Source organism: Sphingorhabdus pulchriflava, assembly GCF_003367235.1.
In the GTDB taxonomy this organism is placed as follows: domain Bacteria; phylum Pseudomonadota; class Alphaproteobacteria; order Sphingomonadales; family Sphingomonadaceae; genus Sphingorhabdus_B; species Sphingorhabdus_B pulchriflava.
In genome coordinates this window covers 1,672,724-1,690,136 of sequence record NZ_QRGP01000001.1, presented here as the reverse complement: position 1 = coordinate 1,690,136, position 17,413 = coordinate 1,672,724, and the positions used below count along the sequence as shown (strand labels likewise).

The 17,413-nt window shown below is 57.9% G+C and carries 17 protein-coding genes and 1 tRNA gene; 12 read left to right on the top strand and 6 right to left on the bottom strand.

What is annotated here, in order from left to right; translation table 11 throughout:
- Positions 1-4: 4 nt before the first annotated feature.
- Complete coding sequence (locus tag DXH95_RS08380) at positions 5-517, top strand: hypothetical protein (RefSeq protein WP_239016586.1); 513 nt, start codon at positions 5-7, stop codon at positions 515-517.
- Between the two features lie 3 nt (positions 518-520).
- On the opposite strand, the gene DXH95_RS08375 is transcribed toward DXH95_RS08380, so the two are convergent.
- From DXH95_RS08375 to rlmB, 3 genes are read right to left on the bottom strand one after another with little or no spacing between them, the layout of a single operon-like run.
- Positions 521-1,144, bottom strand: coding sequence for a DNA-3-methyladenine glycosylase family protein (locus DXH95_RS08375; RefSeq protein ID WP_115548900.1), 624 nt, complete (start codon positions 1,142-1,144; stop codon positions 521-523).
- Positions 1,144-2,286: a hypothetical protein gene (locus tag DXH95_RS08370; RefSeq protein WP_115548899.1), complete on the bottom strand. Its 1,143-nt coding sequence runs from the start codon at positions 2,284-2,286 to the stop codon at positions 1,144-1,146. Before DXH95_RS08370 ends, DXH95_RS08375 begins: the two co-directional genes overlap by 1 nt.
- A complete protein-coding gene (gene rlmB, locus DXH95_RS08365; RefSeq protein WP_115548898.1) occupies positions 2,286-3,056 on the bottom strand; it encodes a 23S rRNA (guanosine(2251)-2'-O)-methyltransferase RlmB in 771 nt (256 codons plus the stop codon). Before rlmB ends, DXH95_RS08370 begins: the two co-directional genes overlap by 1 nt.
- Before the next feature lie 144 nt (positions 3,057-3,200).
- Between rlmB and DXH95_RS08360 the strand changes: the two genes are divergently transcribed.
- Together DXH95_RS08360 and DXH95_RS08355 are read left to right on the top strand one after the other, a co-directional pair.
- Positions 3,201-3,286, top strand: a tRNA-Tyr gene (locus tag DXH95_RS08360).
- 100 nt (positions 3,287-3,386) lie between these two features.
- Positions 3,387-4,007: a hypothetical protein gene (locus DXH95_RS08355; RefSeq protein ID WP_115548897.1), complete on the top strand. Its 621-nt coding sequence runs from the start codon at positions 3,387-3,389 to the stop codon at positions 4,005-4,007.
- Here the strand turns inward: DXH95_RS08355 and DXH95_RS08350 are convergent.
- Positions 4,004-5,326: a serine hydrolase domain-containing protein gene (locus DXH95_RS08350; protein WP_115548896.1), complete on the bottom strand. Its 1,323-nt coding sequence runs from the start codon at positions 5,324-5,326 to the stop codon at positions 4,004-4,006. The two genes, DXH95_RS08355 and DXH95_RS08350, sit on opposite strands and share 4 nt — an antisense overlap.
- 42 nt (positions 5,327-5,368) lie before the next feature.
- Positions 5,369-6,496 (bottom strand): alanine dehydrogenase, encoded by a 1,128-nt coding sequence (gene ald, locus DXH95_RS08345; RefSeq protein ID WP_115548895.1) that lies wholly within the window; start codon positions 6,494-6,496, stop codon positions 5,369-5,371.
- Positions 6,497-6,629: 133 nt separating this feature from the next.
- On the opposite strand from ald, the gene DXH95_RS08340 reads away from it, so the two are divergent.
- Both DXH95_RS08340 and DXH95_RS08335 read left to right on the top strand, forming a co-directional pair.
- Complete coding sequence (locus DXH95_RS08340; RefSeq protein WP_115548894.1) at positions 6,630-7,097, top strand: Lrp/AsnC family transcriptional regulator; 468 nt, start codon at positions 6,630-6,632, stop codon at positions 7,095-7,097.
- A gap of 66 nt (positions 7,098-7,163) precedes the next feature.
- Complete coding sequence (locus tag DXH95_RS08335) at positions 7,164-8,063, top strand: hypothetical protein (protein WP_115548893.1); 900 nt, start codon at positions 7,164-7,166, stop codon at positions 8,061-8,063.
- Here DXH95_RS08335 and aptA read toward each other — a convergent pair.
- Entirely contained in the window at positions 8,060-9,370 is a 1,311-nt protein-coding gene (gene aptA, locus DXH95_RS08330) for an omega-aminotransferase AptA (RefSeq protein ID WP_115548892.1), read from the bottom strand. The two genes, DXH95_RS08335 and aptA, sit on opposite strands and share 4 nt — an antisense overlap.
- A 259-nt stretch (positions 9,371-9,629) precedes the next feature.
- Here aptA and DXH95_RS08325 point away from each other — a divergent pair, with 259 nt between their 5' ends.
- The 7 genes from DXH95_RS08325 to DXH95_RS08295 all read left to right on the top strand — a co-directional run bounded on the left by DXH95_RS08325 (position 9,630) and on the right by DXH95_RS08295 (position 17,410).
- On the top strand, positions 9,630-10,355 hold the full coding sequence (locus DXH95_RS08325) for a TorF family putative porin (protein WP_115548891.1): 726 nt from the start codon (positions 9,630-9,632) through the stop codon (positions 10,353-10,355).
- 112 nt (positions 10,356-10,467) lie between these two features.
- A complete protein-coding gene (locus DXH95_RS08320; RefSeq protein WP_115548890.1) occupies positions 10,468-11,814 on the top strand; it encodes a glutamine synthetase family protein in 1,347 nt (448 codons plus the stop codon).
- Between the two features lie 4 nt (positions 11,815-11,818).
- On the top strand, positions 11,819-12,181 hold the full coding sequence (locus DXH95_RS08315; RefSeq protein WP_115548889.1) for a cupin domain-containing protein: 363 nt from the start codon (positions 11,819-11,821) through the stop codon (positions 12,179-12,181).
- A gap of 16 nt (positions 12,182-12,197) precedes the next feature.
- Positions 12,198-13,454 (top strand): NAD(P)/FAD-dependent oxidoreductase, encoded by a 1,257-nt coding sequence (locus tag DXH95_RS08310; protein WP_115548888.1) that lies wholly within the window; start codon positions 12,198-12,200, stop codon positions 13,452-13,454.
- Complete coding sequence (locus DXH95_RS08305; protein WP_115548887.1) at positions 13,451-14,809, top strand: aspartate aminotransferase family protein; 1,359 nt, start codon at positions 13,451-13,453, stop codon at positions 14,807-14,809. The genes DXH95_RS08310 and DXH95_RS08305 overlap by 4 nt, the downstream gene beginning before the upstream one ends.
- 5 nt (positions 14,810-14,814) lie before the next feature.
- Positions 14,815-16,215 carry a glutamine synthetase family protein gene (locus tag DXH95_RS08300; RefSeq protein WP_115548886.1) on the top strand — a complete coding sequence of 467 codons (1,401 nt, stop codon included), beginning with the start codon at positions 14,815-14,817 and terminating at the stop codon, positions 16,213-16,215.
- A gap of 82 nt (positions 16,216-16,297) precedes the next feature.
- Complete coding sequence (locus DXH95_RS08295) at positions 16,298-17,410, top strand: ABC transporter substrate-binding protein (protein WP_115548885.1); 1,113 nt, start codon at positions 16,298-16,300, stop codon at positions 17,408-17,410.
- Positions 17,411-17,413 lie beyond the last annotated feature (3 nt).

The following is a 17,413-nucleotide window of genomic DNA, read 5'->3' as shown; positions in this document are numbered from 1 at the left end:
GCTCATGTTTCGATTACTCTTCTCAACCCTGCTCGCATTGTTACTGGCAACAACGCCGGGACAGGCCCGTGCGGAGGTCGTCGCAACCTTTTACAGCCATGATTTCGGGGACTATTTCCCCCATGCCTTCATCCGGCTGAAGGGGACTGTCGATGCGACCGGCGAAAAGGTTGATACCAATTACGGGTTCACCGCAGTCAGTGTTTCGCCTGCGATTCTGATGGGTTCGGTCAAAGGCATGATCGAGACCAAGGATGCGAAATATGTGTCGCGCAGCAACCCGCATTTCACCTTGCGCCTGTCGGATGCAGAATATCGCAAACTGATCGATCATGTCGAACGCTGGCGCAGCATGTCGGGCAAAAGCTATAGTTTGAACAAACGCAATTGCGTCCATTTCGTGATGGAGGCTGCAGCCCTTCTCGGGCTGTCAGTCAACCGGAAGAGCAAGTTTTTCAAAAAGCCGAAGTCGTTTGTGCTGGAAATGATGACGCTGAATCCGACTTTGCGGCTTTAACTATCAAATCGCTTCAAAACCCGTCGCATAATAGTGCCAGGTAAAGATCGCCGCAGCGCCCCTGTGTGGACGCCAGGCTTCGGCCACTTCTCGTGTCGGTTTTTCGGTCGGGCGCTCGTCGAGCAACAGGATGCGCTTGACGCCTTCCTGCACCGCCAGATCGCCCGCTGGCCATATGTCAGGGCGACCTTCGGCGAAGAGCAGATAGATTTCGGCAGACCAGCGGCCAATGCCTTTGACCTTGGTCAGATAGGCGATCGCTTCTTCGTCATCCTCGGGCAGTGCATCGAGCGGCAGCGCGCCTGAAACGACCAGTTCGGCAAGACTACGCGCATAGCCCTGTTTCTGGCGGCTGAGGCCGCACGCGCGCAGACTGTCGAAATCTTCGGCCAGCAACTTCTGCGGCGCGCAGTCCTCGCCCAGCTTGGCGGCCAACTTGTTCCACATCGATGAAGCGGCAGCGACGCTGACCTGTTGGCCGACGATCGTGCGCAGCAGGGTCGTATAGCCGCGCTCGCGGATGCGCGGTTCGGGATAGCCCGCCTGCTCCAATGCAATGGCAAAGCGCTTTTCCTGACCCGCCAGCGTATCGAGCGAGTATTTGATCTGATCCGCCGTGAGCCCCATTAGTTGACCAGCTTCAGCAACGCCATAGGCGGGCCGAAGGTTTTGGGGCCGATATCCCACCGCAATATCTGCATGCCGCCCTCGTCTGCCGGTCCCTCATCGGTGTTGTTGGCCAAAATCCGGGCATTGGTGCGAATTGTGAAAGTGCCTTTGACCTCGACCGGTTCGAGGTTCTTTTTCGCGCCTCCCATGCCGGGGATCATCGATCCTGATCCCATGAGTGCCATCAACGAAACGTCGGCATCATTGTGAAAGGTCGGCGCTTCGATCCGTACCCGGCCGTTATCCCAGCGGGTGATGTGGATCATAGGACTACCCAGCGCATAACGGGGTATCACGGGAAAGGCGAAGTCGTCGGCCAATTTCCCTTTGGTCGAATAATCGATCATGAAAACACCATTTCCCAGATGCTCGACCTTGTTCCACGCCGCCAGTCGCTCGACTTCCTTGGTAAAGCGTTCGATGGTCTTCGGGTTGCTAGGGTCGATACCGCCAAGCATCGCGCCAAACATCTTTTTGGCCTGCTCCTTTTCCTTTTTGGAGGCAGCCTGGGTTTCGTCCCACTCTTTCTTTTGCTGTTCGACTTCTGCAGGTGTGCAATCGCGTTCGGTATAATCGTCGTCGCTGATTGCTTCCGCCGCATCCGCCGCTGCTTCAGCTGCGGCTTCAGCTGCGTCTTCGACGGCGGTTGCCGCTTCGCTTTCGTCTACCGTAGCCGCTGCGCTGGTTGTGTCTTCACCGTCATAGCTTTCCTGTGACGTCTTCGAGGCGGCCGTTCCGCCATCGGCGCTGCCGATTTCTGCAAGCGCCGCCTCTGCCACTGCGCTGTCGGCTGCGGCTTTTTCTTCAGCCTTCTGTTTGCGCTTGTCCTTTTTCTTCTCTTCCTCGCTCTTCGCTTCGTCTGGAAGCGCGCCGTAGCAGGATGCGGCAAATTCGGTTCCGGCGCCCTCAGCGTCGAGAGTATCGTTCAGCAGATTGGCCAGACCGACCAGCTGAATCTGCCCCTTGTAGCTGAACGAAAACTCGCCATCGGCAAGCAGGGTCATTTCCGAATTGAACTCACCGGGCAAAAGCAGGCAGCCCGACAGGCTCATCGGTGCGACAATGGCGAGGCCGATGGCGGCTATTTTCTTGAAATGCATCAGTCAGCTTTCGATTGGCGCATGGTCGCGGCGGCATAAAGCGCGATGGCTGCGGCGTTGGAGACGTTGAGGCTTTCCATCTGTTCACTGATCGGCAGCTTGGCCAGCTGGTCGCAATGATCCTCGATATTGGCGCGCATGCCTTCACCCTCTGCGCCGAGCACCAGCGCATTTCGGGATGGGGCCAGTGCTTCCGCAAGCGTGACATCGGCATGGCCGGTTAGCCCGATACGCCAATAATTATGCTCGGCTATCTCGTCGAGTGCACGGGCCAGATTGACCACGCGCACCCAGGGCACGACTTCCAGAGCGCCCGATGCCGATTTGGCCAATACGCCAGACTCTGGGGGCGCATGCCGGTCCTGCGTCACGACGGCAATTGCGTCAAAGGCGGCGGCGGACCGGAAAATTGCACCCACATTGTGCGGGTCTGTAATCTGGTCGAGTATCAGGATGGGCCGATCATCATCATCATGTGCATCGAGCACGTCCGACAACCAGACATCCTCAAGCGGCGCGACTTCGGCAACAATGCCCTGATGCGGGGTGTCGCGGGGAACGAATCGGGCGAGGTCGGAGCCTTCGCAGAATTGAAAAGGGATGCCCGACGGCAGCTCGAACGAAGCCATCGCCTCGCGCGTCGCCCAGACTTTGAGGATGCGGCGCTCCGGATTTTCAAGCGCGGCGGCCACCGCATGCCGCCCCCAGAATTTGGGATTGCCGCTGGTCTGTGCAGCACCGCGTCGGCGTTGGCTTTTATGCGATGACATGTTGGGGCCCTGTAAGACTGGAGAAATTTCGGTTCATGCCCGCTCTTTCCCACTTGAGGCATTGACAGGCAAGTGCCGTTTCGCCAATAGGCCGCTTCTTCTTCGGGACCGGCCCTTTGCCTTGCGCAACGCCCCGCAGAAAGTGGACAGGTGGCCGAGTGGTTAAAGGCAGCAGACTGTAAATCTGCCCGGTTTTCCGTACGCTGGTTCGAATCCAGCCCTGTCCACCATTTTACTCTCGCAACCAGAAATCTCGCTGCTATCCAAATGGGTAGCGCAGCGCATAACCTTTTGCGCCAAAGCCCACTAATTGAGCAAACAGGAGGGTATATGCGGTCGAATCGGGTCATGCTTTTTGCGGCGTTGGCTGTGTTGGGAACCCACAGCGCTTTCGCGCAAAATGTCCAATGGGCGTCTAAGCAAGCGGATGACGCTGCCGTAACAAGCGCTGCTGTGCATGGGCAACCGGATGGCATTTCCACAGCGGTTGGATTCTACAATTCGGTTTATGTCCGTGATTTCAAAGCTGGCAAGGTGGGCGCAGCACAGCTCGAAAAGGCCATGAAGCTACCCGCGGGCGAACTTGGCAAATGGGACCTGATCGTGTTTGAAAGCGAAGCTCCGGGATCCGGGGCCTTTTTTGATGGGTCGATGTGGATGGTGCAGGATATGCAGAAGATGGTCTCAACCGTCTATGATAGCCGTACCCGGGCGTCTGTTCCGGGGACGGGCAGCGGTTGGAGCTTCAAGACCGGTCGCATGACGATGGCCGAATTCAAGGCGATCTATCCGGGACCGCGCGTGATGGCGGACGCGGCATGGCTGTTGATCAAATTCCCGTCGGTCGTTGAAAAGACGTCACCCAATCTGGCGGTCTGGATGGGGGGAGGGCCTATCCCGTCCCCCGACGACAATATGCCGACGCCTGATGCGATTGGTGTGATCCGCTAGTTGCGTTTCTCGTCAGCCAGCAAACGTCCCAAGGCCTCATAGGCCGGGATGGAGGTCGGATCGATCGCAACATTGCCAGCTACAGGATGCGAGGCAAAGCGGGCGATGACCATTTCGGCCTTGGGATCGATATAGATTGCCTGACCGTGAATGCCGCGCGCCATATAGGCGCCATGATCATTGTGGCTAACCCACCATTGGTTGCGATAGGACCAGCCGGGTAGGGTGGGATAAGCGCCATTTTTGGCAAACTCCGCCTTGCCGCCGCCTTTAGTGATGTCGGAAATGGCAGCTGCCGGAACAACCTGTTGGCCATTCCATTTCCCGCCTTGCCGCATCATCTCGCCAAAACGGGCCATATCACGCAGCGAGACCATCAGCCCGCCGCCTGCAAAGGGCGTGCCCTGCGCGTCGACGACAAGCGCGGCATCCTGTTCCATGCCCAGCTTTGACCAGAAACGCTGTTCAAGTTGTTCGCGGACTGGAATGCCGGTGGCGCGGGTGATGATCCAGCCGAGCGCGTCGCTGTTGGCGGTGCGATAGGTGAAGCGTTCCCCATGTTCGCCCTGCTTGCCGATAGTGGGCAGGAAGGCGAGAAATCCGTCGGGGCCATTATAATCCGCGCGTCGCGGCGCGGCGCGGCCGGCACGGGCATGTCTGATAATGTCCGCGTCAGCATTGGTGTATGTTTCGTCGAAAGCGATGCCGGTCGTCATATCCATAACCTGGCGGACGGTCGCGCCTGCAAAGCCGCTATCCGCCAGTTCGGGAACATAATCGGTGACCAGCTTTGCAGGATCGAGTTTGCCCTCTGCCGTCAGGCTGGCAGCCAGCGTGCCGATATAGGATTTGGTGACCGAAAAGGCGATGTGCTGCGACGCGGCAGTAGTCACGCCCATATAGCGTTCGTACACAATCTTGCCCTTGTGCAGCACGACAATAGCGTCGGTATAATTGGCGCCCAGCGCCTCTTTCCAGCTCATCGGCTTATCGCCGCTCAGCGGCGTAAAGGTCAGCGCGTCGATATCATCGCGCTCTGCACGTGGAAAGGCATGGACGGGGGCATCGCCACGATGCAGTGGCAGGGTCGGGAAGAATTGCCGCCAGTTGGAAAAGCTCCAGCGCAGCTGCGGGAAGCGGAAATAGCTGCCGTCCTCAAACTTGACCTGCTTGTCAGCTGGCGGCGGTGTGCCCTGCATCCAGCCCAGCTTGGCTGGATCGCTTTCGGCAGCATCCAGCTGTTTGCGCTCACTTTGTGCCTGCGCACCTGACGCCGCAACAGCTATCGCTGCGGCTGCAATTATCGCCTTTTTGGGCATGTTCCCCTCCCTCTTAAGTCCTCAAGAGGGAGGATGGCGCAATCATTCAGCCAGTGCAACCTCGGGGTCGACGAACTTCATGTTCAGGCTTTCGGCCACCGCCTTGCTGGTCACCTTGCCCTTGTGGACATTGAGGCCGGCGAGAAGCCCGCGACCGATCTCGCTGTGGGCGTGCAACGCCTCGAGACCCTTGTCCGCCAGCGCAAGACCATAAGGCAGTGTCGCATTGTTCAGCGCGGCCGCGCTGGTTTGCGGCACCGCTCCCGGCATGTTGGCAACGCAATAATGGATGATGCCATCGACGACATAGGTTGGCTCGGCATGGGTGGTGGGCTTGGAGGTTTCAAAGCAGCCGCCCTGGTCAATCGCAACGTCCACAAGGACCGAGCCGGGCTTCATATGCTTCAGTATGGCGCGGGTGACGAGCTTGGGTGCGCTGGCGCCGGGGATGAGAACCGCACCGATGACGGCATCCGCAACGCTGATCTCGGCATCGATGGTGTCGAGCGTCGAATAGCGGGTGCGCACGCGGCCATGAAACAGCTCGTCCAACTGGCGAAGGCGTGGGATCGAACGGTCGACGATCGTCACCTCGGCACCAAGACCCACCGCCATGCGTGCGGCATGGGTGCCGACAACGCCGCCGCCCAAGACGGTGACGCGACCGGCCGGAACGCCTGGTACGCCGCCCAGCAGGATGCCTGCGCCGCCTTCAGACCGGCGCATCGCCTCGCCTGCAGCTTCAATCGCCAGACGGCCTGCGACTTCGCTCATCGGAGCGAGCAGGGGGAGCGTGCCCTTGTCATCGGTCACGGTTTCATAGGCAATCGCTGTGCAGCCCGATTTGACCAGACCCTTGGCCTGTTTTGGATCGGGGGCGAGGTGGAGATAGGTGAAAAGCAACTGGCCTTCGCGTAACTGTACCCACTCGTTTGGCTGGGGCTCTTTCACCTTGACCACCATTTCGGCCTTGGCGAAGATTTCTTCCGCGGTTTTGACAATCTTTGCACCCGCCTTTTTATAGGCTTCGTCGGTCGCCATGATGCCGGCACCCGCGCCCGACTGTACCATCACCTTGTGGCCACGTGCGACATATTCGCGGACGGCAGAGGGCGTCAGGCCGACGCGATATTCATGGACCTTGATTTCAGTGGGGACGCCGATGCGCATAATACTCTCCTGCATAAAAGCGGTGTTGTACTGCTTTTATCACGCAAAGAGCAGAAGAAATGCGCAAATTATGGACAATATAGAATGAATGGTGCAGTAATATCGCATTATTGTACGAAATGGCGCTCAAAAAATGCAGATTGATAGGATAGACCGCAAAATCCTTGGCGCGCTGGTCGCCAATGGCCGGGCAACGCAGCAGGAATTGGGTGAAGCGGCGGGGCTTTCGCCAAGCGCCGCGTCACGGCGGCAAAAGGCGTTGGAAGACGCTGGCATATTGCGAGGTTATCGTGCTGATGTGAATTTGCGCAAGCTAGGCATGGGCGCGACCGTGATGGTGACGATCACACTCGACAGCCAGAGCGAGGAGGCGATGGAAGCGTTTGAAAATGCGGTCGCCGCCAGCCCCTCCATATTACGCTGCCATTTGATGAGTGGGCGCAACGATTATCATCTGACCGTCCGCGCGGCCTCGATTGAGGATTATGAACGGGTGCACCGGCAGGAAATCGCGCGACTGCCCAGAGTAGCCCGTATAGAGACCGCCTTCGCCCTGCGCGAAGTCGTCAACCGCACGGTCCCGCCCCGGCTTTTAGGCTGATTTACAATATAACAAGCTTTCCACTCTAACCCCGACGCTGAGTATTTTGCTTGAGGCGGGGGCCCGATGGAACATCATTTGCAAAAATCATGGGCGGATGAAGCGGCCGAGAATGCCTATTTCCAGCGCATAGAGGCCATGGTGCATGCGGGCGATCTGGACGCCGCCTCGGCCATCCTCGAAGAGGATCTGGCGAGCCTCGACACGCCGCTGGGTCAATTGTGCCGCGACCTCAGCGAAGAAGCCGTCGATATCGCCGGATGGGAAGAATTGGGCGATTCCATCGCGCAATATGAAGGTGAGCCGATCACCGCCGTCCACATCATGATTTCGAACGAGCCTGATCTGGTGTTTGAAGATAAGAGCGTCACGCACCATCCGATGATCGAAGTGATGTTCTACAGCGACGAGCATCTGGCCTTTTCGGAAATGTCGCGCGACGAAATTCTCGCAGCCAGCCTTGAAGAGGATGAAAGCTGGTGGGGGCAAGGTGAGGATATGGAGGCTTATCTGGAAATCAACGGCCTCAGCCAATTGAACACCGCACTGCTGCACCATAAACGCCAATATTATTTCCGCGACCAGATGCACATACTGGATGAAAAGAACGGGCTGGCCGCCAACACAGCACCCTTGCTCTATGTCGAATTTCGCCTTGCTTCGATGCTGCGCGCGGTGCGCTACCATCAGGCAGTAAAGGCGCTGATCGAAGGATTCGGTTTGCGCAAGAATGTGCCGGTGCTTGTTGGCATGCACAATATGAAACCGGAAATCAGCTCGGTTTATATGGCCAAATCTGCGGCGGTGGTTGAACTAACAAAAACAGCCAAATTGGCCGTGACCATCAAACGAAACTTGGAAGAGATCCCCGAGGAGTTTTCAGGCAGCAGCCTGCGCCAGCGCGTGCTGGTCGAGGCTGAGGAGGAAAAACCCGGCTTCTTCAGGCGTCTGTTCGGGCGGCGCTAATCAATCCCTTCCAGCAATTCCCCGATCTTCCCGAACATTTCGTCGATATGGCTTTTGTCGAGGATCAGCGGCGGGCTGAGGGCGATGATGTCGCCGGTTGCACGCACCAATAGGCCATTGTCGAAACAGGCATGGAAGAGTTCGGTGGCGCGCTTCGTGGGCGCTCCCGGGCGGGGTTCGAGTTCGATACCGGCGACCAGTCCGATGGTGCGGATGTCGATGATATGGGGCTTGCCGCGAAGGCTGTGCGCGGCATCGGCCCAATAGGCGCCCAGTTCGTCGGCTTTGTCGAACAGCCCCTCTTGCGCGTAGAGATCGAGCGTCGCGATACCTGCGGCACTGGCCAACGGGTGACCCGAATAGGTGTAGCCGTGGAAAAGCTCGATGCCGTCCGCTGCATTGTTGACCACATCGTCATGGATCGTCCGGCTGACCGCGACCGCACCCATCGGCACGGCAGCATTGGTCAGGCCCTTGGCCATGGTGATGATATCGGGCGTGACGCCCCATGTCCCACTCGCGGTTGCGCCGCCGACGCGGCCATAAGCGGTGATCACTTCGTCGAAGATCAGGATGATGCCATGCTTGGTGCAGATATCGCGCAGTCGTTGCAAATAACCGACGGGGGGGATGAGTACTCCGGTGGAGCCCGCCATCGGCTCGACAATGACAGCGGCGATAGTTTCTGCACCGTGCAGAGCAACCAGCCGTTCGAGGTCGTCCGCCAATTCCGCACCATGCTGCGGAAAGCCCTTTGAAAAGGCGTTGCGCGCCAGATCATGTGTGTGGGGCAGATGATCGACGCCGGGCAACCCTTGCCACCAGCGGCGGTTGTTGACGATGCCGCCCACCGAAATCCCGCCAAAGCCTGTGCCGTGATAGCCACGCTCGCGTCCAATCAGACGCGTACGCGTGCTTTGTCCGCGAGAACGTTGAACGGCGAGCGCGATTTTGAGCGCGGTATCGACCGATTCGCTTCCCGAATTGGTAAAGAAGATGCGGTCGAGCCCTTCGGGCATCAGTTCGGCAACGCGGCTGGCCAGCTCAAAGGCGAGAGGGTGGCTTAGTTGGAAGGTCGGGCCGAAATCCATCGTTGCGGCAGTCTTGGCAATCGCCTCGACAATTGGTGCACGGCAATGGCCGGCATTGCTGCACCACAGCCCGGACGTGCCATCAAGGATGCGGTTTCCGGCACTATCCCAATAATGCATGTCCTTTGCAGCTGCTAGCTGGCGCGGGTGTGCCTTATACGCCCGGTTCGCTGTGAAGGGCATCCAGAATGCTGCCAAAGGGTCGTTTTCGCGCATCGATTCGGTCCTTGTTTGGCACCGATGGGTGCCGGTTAACTGTGACCGATATGCCACAACTTATAAAAAGGACAATGTTGCAGACATAAAATTGCTTGAAGCGGCGATGCTTTGCTGTTTTTGTGCACCTGCACACTGACAGCATCGTTAACCATATAACAAGTGGAAGCTGGCAGAACTCGCGGGAACGAACAGCCATATTGGAGGCAGGGGCCTTTGTGCCGACTGTCAGCGAGTTTAAGTGAAGAAAGGTCAAAATATGCGTAAAACTGTTTTCAAGCTGGCCGCAGCTTGCGTTGCCTTGGGCAGCATCTCGGCCGCAGCTCCTGCATTCGCGCAGGAAGAAGCCGCTGAAGAAGCCGAAGGTCCGATCACCGTTTCGGGCGGCATCGCGGTCGTTTCGGACTATCGCTTCCGTGGCGTTTCGCTTTCGGACAAGGATTTCGCGGTTCAGCCTTATTTGACCGTAAAGCATGAATCGGGCCTTTACGCTGGCGTTTGGGGTTCGAACCTCGCCGAAAATGCTGGTGATGATGTGGAAGTCGATCTGTACGCAGGTTTCGCAGGTGGCGACGCTGTAACCTATGACATTGGCGCTACCTATTATCTGTATCCCGGCGTTTCATCGTTCAACTATGTCGAATTCACCGGCAAACTGGGAACGACCGTTGGTCCTGCGACCATCGGTGGCCAATTGAGCTATGTTCCCAGCCAGGACAATACTGGAAACACCGACAACATCTATGTTGCCACCAACGCAGCGATCGCCATTCCGGACTCGCCGATCACTATTACCGGTTCGGTTGGCCTTGAAGATGGTGCCTTCACCGGTGGCAGCAGCAAGCTCGACTGGTCGTTAGGCGCTACTGCAGCAGTTAAGGGTTTCACCCTTGGTGTTGCTTATGTTGATACCGACCGTCGCTCCACCTTCGCGTTCAAGGACTCGAAAGCTGGCGTTGTATTTTCGGTAGCCTACGGCTTCTAAGCTGGATTTCTCTCTCCGGAGGGACATCAACTTGCATGCCGGGCTTGACTGTTCAAGCCCGGCATGTCCTTATGTGGCAGGCCCATTTCCGGCCCTAAACCGGTGAAAAACAATGTCTGTCAATCTGGCGAACTGGATCGCCGAAAACAAAATCGACGAAGTCGAATGCATCGTCCCCGATATTAATGGGGTGCAGCGCGGCAAGGTTCTGCCTGCAAAGAAATTCCTCTCCTCGGTCAGTGACAAGTCGCTCCGCATTCCCGGCAGCGTCTTTATCTGCACGATCGACGGGCACTATCCCGAAGATATCGAGGATATCTGGGACAAGGATCCTGACAAGATTTTGATCGCCGATCCGGACACGATTTGCATTGCCCCCGGCTTCAAATCGCCCACCGCCTTTGTGATTGCCGATGCCTATAATGGCGACGGCACCGAGGTAGAATTGGCCCCGCGTGCCATCCTGAAAAAAGTGCTGGGGTTATACGCCGCCAAAGGCTGGAAACCGATCATTGCGCCCGAGGTAGAATTCTACCTCGTCAGCCAGAATGTCGATCCCGACTTCCCGCTCCTACCGCCGACAGGTTCAAGTGGCCGGGCAGAGACCGCGAGCCAGCCTTACGGGTTGGAGGCGATGAACGAATATGAGGATATCATCGATCATATCTATGACGATTGCGAGCTGATGGGGCTCGATATCGACACGATGATCCACGAAATGGGTGCCGCGCAGTTGGAGGTGAACTTCCTGCACGGCGATCCGTTGAAGCTTGCCGACCAGGTGTTCCTGTTCAAACGCGTCGTCCGTGCGGTGGCGAAGCAGCACGGGGTTTACGCGACTTTCATGGCGAATCCGATGGCGGGGCAGCCCGGCAGCGCAATGCACATCCACCAGTCGGTGGTCGATGCTGAAACGGGCAAGAACCTGTTTTCAAATGCCAATGGCAAGGATAGCGCGATGTTCCGCAGCTATATTGCCGGTCTCGTCAAGTTCATGCCGCAAATCTCGCCGCTCTGGGCACCCAATGTGAACAGTTTCCGCCGCATGCGCCCCGACAGTGCGGCACCGATCAATGTTCAATGGGGTGAGGATAACCGTTCCTGCGGCTTCCGCGTACCGATTTCGGATAAGCATAATCGCCGCGTTGAAAACCGGCTGCCGGGGGCGGACTCCAACCCCTATCTCGCGATGGCCGCGTCGCTCGTCTGCGGCTATATTGGTATGGTCGACCGGATGGTGCCCGCAAAGGCGATTACCGGCAGCGCTTACAACCGCGCGCGCACATTGCCGCGTACGCTTGAGGCGGCGCTCGATCGCTTTTCGGCATGCAAACCTGTCCGCAACCTGCTGGGTGAGGATTTCTTTGAGATCTTCTACGCGGTGAAGGATTATGAGCTGTTCAATTACCAGTCGGTAGTGAGCAGCTGGGAACGCGAGCATTTGCTGCTGAGGGTTTGATCCGGTGCTGGTCCGCAGTTTTCAAACTGAAACCGCCGAACGAGAGGAATTCGCACCTGCGCCTGATAGGCTGGTCAACGGCAATCCGGCAGGCGAGACCCGCAACGCATATGAATCAGCCGATGGTCGCAAATATTTCGGTGAGTGGAGCTGTTCGGCCGGAGCCTGGCGCGTCAACTATTCCGAATGGGAATATTGCCGGATATTGGAAGGCAATGTGCGGCTGACCAACAATGATGGCTCGGTCGTGGAGGCGGGGCCAGGCGGCAATCTGGTGATCGAGCCAGGCTTTGAAGGTGTCTGGGAAAATCTGACGCCGGTACGAAAACTCTATGTGATCGACTTGGGGGAGGGCGGTTCCGAATAGGTCCGTCGCATTCCCGATGAGCGATCCCCTCAACAACAGCTATTATCAGGCCAGCGCAAATGCATGGAAGCCGCAACCCGTTTTCAATGGAGATGGTCAGTTCGATGTGGCGATCATCGGTGGCGGATTTACGGGGCTTTCTGCCGCCTTGGCTTGCGCGGAAAAGGGGCTGAAGGTCGCGTTGTTCGAGGCGCAGTCCATCGGCTTTGGCGCCTCTGGCCGCAATGGCGGGCAATTAATCCCCGGCCTGCGCTGGTCAATGCGCGAAATCGACGCGGAGTTTGGCCGCGAACGGGCGCAGGCGATTTTCGATCTGGCCTATGGTGCTGTGGAGCGAGTGCATCGCCGGATTGCGCAGCATGGTATCGCCTGCGACCTGAAATCCGGCCATCTGGAGGCGGCTTACAAGCCAGAGCATTTTGCGGACATGCAACGCGAGGCCGATTTTCTGGCCAAGGAATTCGGGTGGGAGTCTGAGAGTGTTCAGCCAGACGAGATGGGGCGGCATATCAACGGTGGCGGCTATCATGGCGGCCTTTATGACGCCCGTGGCGGGCATTTTCATCCGTTGAACTATGCGCTGGGGCTTGCAGGGGCAGCCCTGAAAGCAGGCGTTACGATTTTCGAGCATTCGCCGGTAACGCGGATCGACGGCAATCAGATTATCGCCGAACAGGGCAGTGCAAAGGCGCAGCATATCCTGTTGGCAGCGGACAATTGGATGGAAGATATTGACCGCGAGTTGGGCGGCTTCACAGTCCCGATCATGAACTATAACATCGCAACCGTGCCGTTGCCCGATGCAGAACAATTATTGCCCAGCTACGCCGCCGTTGCCGATAGCCGTTTTGTGCTCAACTATTTCCGCCTTTCCGCCGACAAGCGCCTGATCTTTGGCGGTGGCGAGAAATATGTGCAGACCCCACCTGCCGATATTGCGGCCTTTGTCCGTAAGCATATGGTCGACGTGTTTCCGTCGCTTGCCGACACGCCTATCGACTATGCCTGGGGTGGGGCGGTAGGCGTCACCATGAACCGGCTTCCGCATCTGGGGCGCAAGGGGAACGTCTTTTTCGCACATGGCTTTTCGGGGCATGGCGCGTTGGTCACGACGCTTGCCGGAGAGCTGCTGGCTGAAGCTGTCACGGGAACGATGGGTGGGTTCGATGTCTTTGACAAACTTCCCAGCCGACCATTTCCGGGTGGCCGGCTGTTTGCCCGTCCGCTCGCGACTTTGGGATTGCTCTGGTACGCGCTAAGGGACCGGTTATGATTTCAGACGCTGTAATAGATCGGATCGCTTCGCGTGAGGTCGCAGCTTTTCGCAAAGCTAACCTCATTTCCCTTGAGTTAGGGTGTCAAGCGGCTGCGAACTGGTTTCAGGGTGTACCCTTCCACTGGATGCTCGATTGGCCGAGCCCGGTGCCGCTGGTGGCCGCTGGAGCCAAAGGCGCAATGCTGATGACAGTCGATGGCCGCACGCTTGATGATTTCTGCCTCGGCGATACCGCGAGCATGTTCGGCCATTCGCCCGCTCCGCTGGCCGAAGCACTGGCAAAGCAGGCGGGCGAGGGGCTCAGCTATATGCTGCCCACCGAAAAGGGTGTTGAGTTGGGTGGAATGCTGGCCGCGATGTTTGGCCTGCCGCGCTGGCAAGTGACAACGACCGCGAGCGAAGCCAATCGCGCGGTCATCCGCTGGTGCCGGGGGATAACGGGGCGCAATAAGATCCTGATTTTCAATGGCTGCTACCATGGCGCGGTCGACGATGTGTTCGTCGATCTGCGCGCCCATCCCTCTGGTTGGGAAGCCACAATGCGGGCGAGCCTGATCGGGCAGGTGCACGACATTTTGCCGACGACCAGCGTGATCGAATTCAATGATATCGACGCACTCGAACGCGAGTTGAAACGCGGCGATATCGCCTGTGTGTTGGCGGAGCCAGTGATGACCAATGTCGGCATGGTGCGCGATGCGCCGGGCTATTTGGAAGCGCTACGCCGTCTGTGCAGCGAGACCGATACAATCCTGGTGTTCGATGAGACCCATACAATCTCGTCTGGCTATGGCGGGCACAGCAATGCCTATGGACCAAAGCCCGACATGATGGTGATCGGCAAGTCGATCGGCGGTGGCGTACCGACAGCGGTTTATGGGTTCAGCGAAGAGATTGCCGAGCGGATGGCGAAATTGAACGCCAGCCGTCCATCGGGGCATAGCGGAATCGGCACCACGCTATCGGCCAATGCGCTCGCCATTTCGGCGATGCATGCGATGGTGGGCAAGGTGATCACGCATGAGGCCTATCGCCACATGCTGGCGCTCGCGCAGCGATTGGTGAAGGGTATCGAAGGCATCATTGCCGCACATCAGTTACCTTGGCACGTCGTCAATGTTGGTGCGCGCGTCGAATTTGTCTGCGCTGAAAAGCCGTCGACCAATGGCAGCGAGGCGCGCGCAGCAATGCATCCCAGGCTGGAGGCGGCAATTCACCTCTATCTCGCCAATCGCGGCATTTTGCTTGCGCCGTTCCACAATATGATGTTGCTGTCTCCGGCAACGCAGGAGGGGCAGGTTGACCGGTTGGTCCATGTGCTGAACGACGCGGTTACCGAATTTCTGGAGTAAATAGATTGAGCAGCCATCCCAAATCCTCGGCGGTCATCGCACCGAAGAGCGAAGCCGAAGCCTTTTTTGCGGCCAATCCGCACATCGACTCGATTGAGATGATTTACACCGATTTTGGAGGCGTTCCGCGGGGAAAGCGGCTGCGCCAGCATGAGGTGCTGGCGGTTTACGAAACCGGCCGGATGTTCCCTGGCTCAATCACCGTCGTCGATATCACCGGTCAGGATACCGTCGAAACCGGCCTCGTCTGGGAAGATGGGGATGCCGACCGGTCGATGAAGCCGGTGCCGGGCACGTTGGTGAAAACTCCTTGGGCTGGCGAGAATGCTGCGCAATTCCTAGTCGATTTCTATGAACTTGACGGGACGCCGCACGATCTTGACCCACGCCATGTACTGGGGCTTGTGGTCGACCGTTATGCCGAACAGGGTCTGGTGCCTGCGGTTGCGGTCGAGCTGGAATTCTATCTTGTCGATCCCAAGCGCAGCCGCGACGGCATGGTGCGTCCGGCAGCGCCCGCCTATAGCAAGGATCGCCCGCGCAATGTCGAGGTCTATGGCCTGCGCGAGCTGGAAGATTTCCGTCCCTTTCTTGATGACCTCTACACCTTTTGCGATGTGCAGGGTCTGCCGCTCGAAAGCGCGATTTCCGAATTCGCGCCGGGGCAGTTTGAACTCACCCTTTGCTACAAGCCCGATGTGCTGCGCGCCTGCGACGATGCGATCATGTACAAGCGTGTGGTGAAAGCTGCCGCGCAGCGTCACGGCCTCGAAGCCACCTTCATGGCGAAGCCCTTTGCCGATCAGGCGGGGTCCGGCATGCACATCCACGTTTCGGTCAACGATAGTGATGGCAACAACATCTTTGCCAGCGAAGACCCCGAAGGCACCGATGCGCTGCGTCACGCCATTGGCGGGATGATCGCCAATGTGGGGGATAGCTTTGCGCTGTTCGCGCCCAATGCCAACAGCTATCGCCGGTTCAAGGCGAACAGCTATGCGCCGGTCGCACCGACATGGGGCGTCAACAACCGCACCGTTTCCTTCCGCATTCCGGCAGGCGCGCCCAAAACCCGCCATGTCGAGCATCGCGCTTGCGGGGCGGATGCCAATCCTTATCTGGCAGTTGCAGCGGTACTGGCAGGCATGCACCACGGCATGGCGAACCAGACCGATCCCGGCCCGGCTGTCGTCGGCAATGGCTATGATCGCGACTCTTCGGGCGACGACAAACCGCCGAGCAACTGGTTCTCGGCGGTCGATCGTTTCCATGCCTCCAGCATTATGCGCGACTATCTGGGCGAGCGGTTTGTCGACATGTATTCGATCGTCAAACGCGTCGAGCAGGACCGCTATTTCAGCGAAGTCCCGCGCCTCGATTATGACTGGTATTTGCGGAACGCCTGACGTCAAAAAAACGCTTTGAAAATCGCCGGTTTTGCGTCAGTCTCGGGAATCGAGGGAACGCATAAACAGGTGGAGCAAAGCCATGGATTTCAAGACACTTCTCGACAATGCACAGAACCGTCGTTCGCTGCTCAAGGGCATGGGGGTTGCGGCTGTGGGTTTGACCTTCACGGGAGCACTCGCCGGTTGCGGGGAGAAGGAAGCGAAGAAGCTCGCCAATGGCGAGGAGGGCAAGCTGAACTTCTACAACTGGGACACCTATATCGGCGAAACCACGATCGAGGACTTCAAGGGCGCGAGCGGCGTCGACGTCAATATGACGCTGTTCGCCAGCAATGACGAACTGTTCGCCAAGTTGAAGGCCGGCAACCAGGGCTATGACGTGATCGTGCCGTCGAACGATTTTGTCGAACGCATGGCGCAAGCCGATCTGTTGATGCCGCTCGATTTTGCGCAGATCCCGAATTTCGAAAAGAATGTCGCGCCGGAATTCAAGGATGTACCCTATGATCCGAAACGCAAATATTCGATGCCCTATACCTGGCTTTCGCTCGGCATCGGCTATCGCAAATCGAAGGTGAAAGGCACGCCCGACAGCTGGAAAGTGTTGTTCGACAGCGACGAATATAAGGGCCGCATCGCTGTGCTCTCCGAAGCTGGCGACATGTTCCGCCTCTATGGCAAATATCTGGGCAAGTCGGTCAACGCACTGACCGAAGCGGATATCAAGACCATCGAAGCGATGATGATCAAGCAAAAGCCGAACATCAAAGCCTTCCATGAAGACAATGGCCAGGACCTGCTGCTCAAGGGCGAAGTCGATGTCGTGCTTGAATATAATGGCGATATTGCGCAGGCGATGGTGGAGGACGAGGATATCGGCTTTGTCATCCCCAAGGAAGGCAGCCAGCTCAACTCGGACAATCTCTGCATCCCCAAAGGCGCGCCGCGTCCGAAAAATGCCCATGCCTTCATCAACTATTTGCTCGACGCAGAGGCAGGCAAGAAGATCACCGAAACGATCCTCTATCCCACGCCGAACAATGCTGCCAAGGCGCTGATGCCCGATGATTACAAGAATAATCCGGTCATTTTCCCGCCCGCCGATATCCTCGCCAAGTGCGAATATGCCGCATATAATCCAAAGCTGCAGCCGATGTATGAGGAGGCTTTCACCCGCGTGCGGGCTGCCTGATCC

What these genes read in the sequence shown, in the direction of transcription:
- DXH95_RS08380 (WP_239016586.1), top strand. Translation starts at nt 5, where the DNA reads ATGTTTCGATTACTCTTCTCAACCCTGCTCGCATTGTTACTGGCAACA.
- DXH95_RS08375 (WP_115548900.1), bottom strand. Translation starts at nt 1,144, where the DNA reads ATGGGGCTCACGGCGGATCAGATCAAATACTCGCTCGATACGCTGGCG.
- DXH95_RS08370 (WP_115548899.1), bottom strand. Translation starts at nt 2,286, where the DNA reads ATGCATTTCAAGAAAATAGCCGCCATCGGCCTCGCCATTGTCGCACCG.
- rlmB (WP_115548898.1), bottom strand. Translation starts at nt 3,056, where the DNA reads ATGTCATCGCATAAAAGCCAACGCCGACGCGGTGCTGCACAGACCAGC.
- DXH95_RS08355 (WP_115548897.1), top strand. Translation starts at nt 3,387, where the DNA reads ATGCGGTCGAATCGGGTCATGCTTTTTGCGGCGTTGGCTGTGTTGGGA.
- DXH95_RS08350 (WP_115548896.1), bottom strand. Translation starts at nt 5,326, where the DNA reads ATGCCCAAAAAGGCGATAATTGCAGCCGCAGCGATAGCTGTTGCGGCG.
- ald (WP_115548895.1), bottom strand. Translation starts at nt 6,496, where the DNA reads ATGCGCATCGGCGTCCCCACTGAAATCAAGGTCCATGAATATCGCGTC.
- DXH95_RS08340 (WP_115548894.1), top strand. Translation starts at nt 6,630, where the DNA reads ATGCAGATTGATAGGATAGACCGCAAAATCCTTGGCGCGCTGGTCGCC.
- DXH95_RS08335 (WP_115548893.1), top strand. Translation starts at nt 7,164, where the DNA reads ATGGAACATCATTTGCAAAAATCATGGGCGGATGAAGCGGCCGAGAAT.
- aptA (WP_115548892.1), bottom strand. Translation starts at nt 9,370, where the DNA reads ATGCGCGAAAACGACCCTTTGGCAGCATTCTGGATGCCCTTCACAGCG.
- DXH95_RS08325 (WP_115548891.1), top strand. Translation starts at nt 9,630, where the DNA reads ATGCGTAAAACTGTTTTCAAGCTGGCCGCAGCTTGCGTTGCCTTGGGC.
- DXH95_RS08320 (WP_115548890.1), top strand. Translation starts at nt 10,468, where the DNA reads ATGTCTGTCAATCTGGCGAACTGGATCGCCGAAAACAAAATCGACGAA.
- DXH95_RS08310 (WP_115548888.1), top strand. Translation starts at nt 12,198, where the DNA reads ATGAGCGATCCCCTCAACAACAGCTATTATCAGGCCAGCGCAAATGCA.
- DXH95_RS08305 (WP_115548887.1), top strand. Translation starts at nt 13,451, where the DNA reads ATGATTTCAGACGCTGTAATAGATCGGATCGCTTCGCGTGAGGTCGCA.
- DXH95_RS08295 (WP_115548885.1), top strand. Translation starts at nt 16,298, where the DNA reads ATGGATTTCAAGACACTTCTCGACAATGCACAGAACCGTCGTTCGCTG.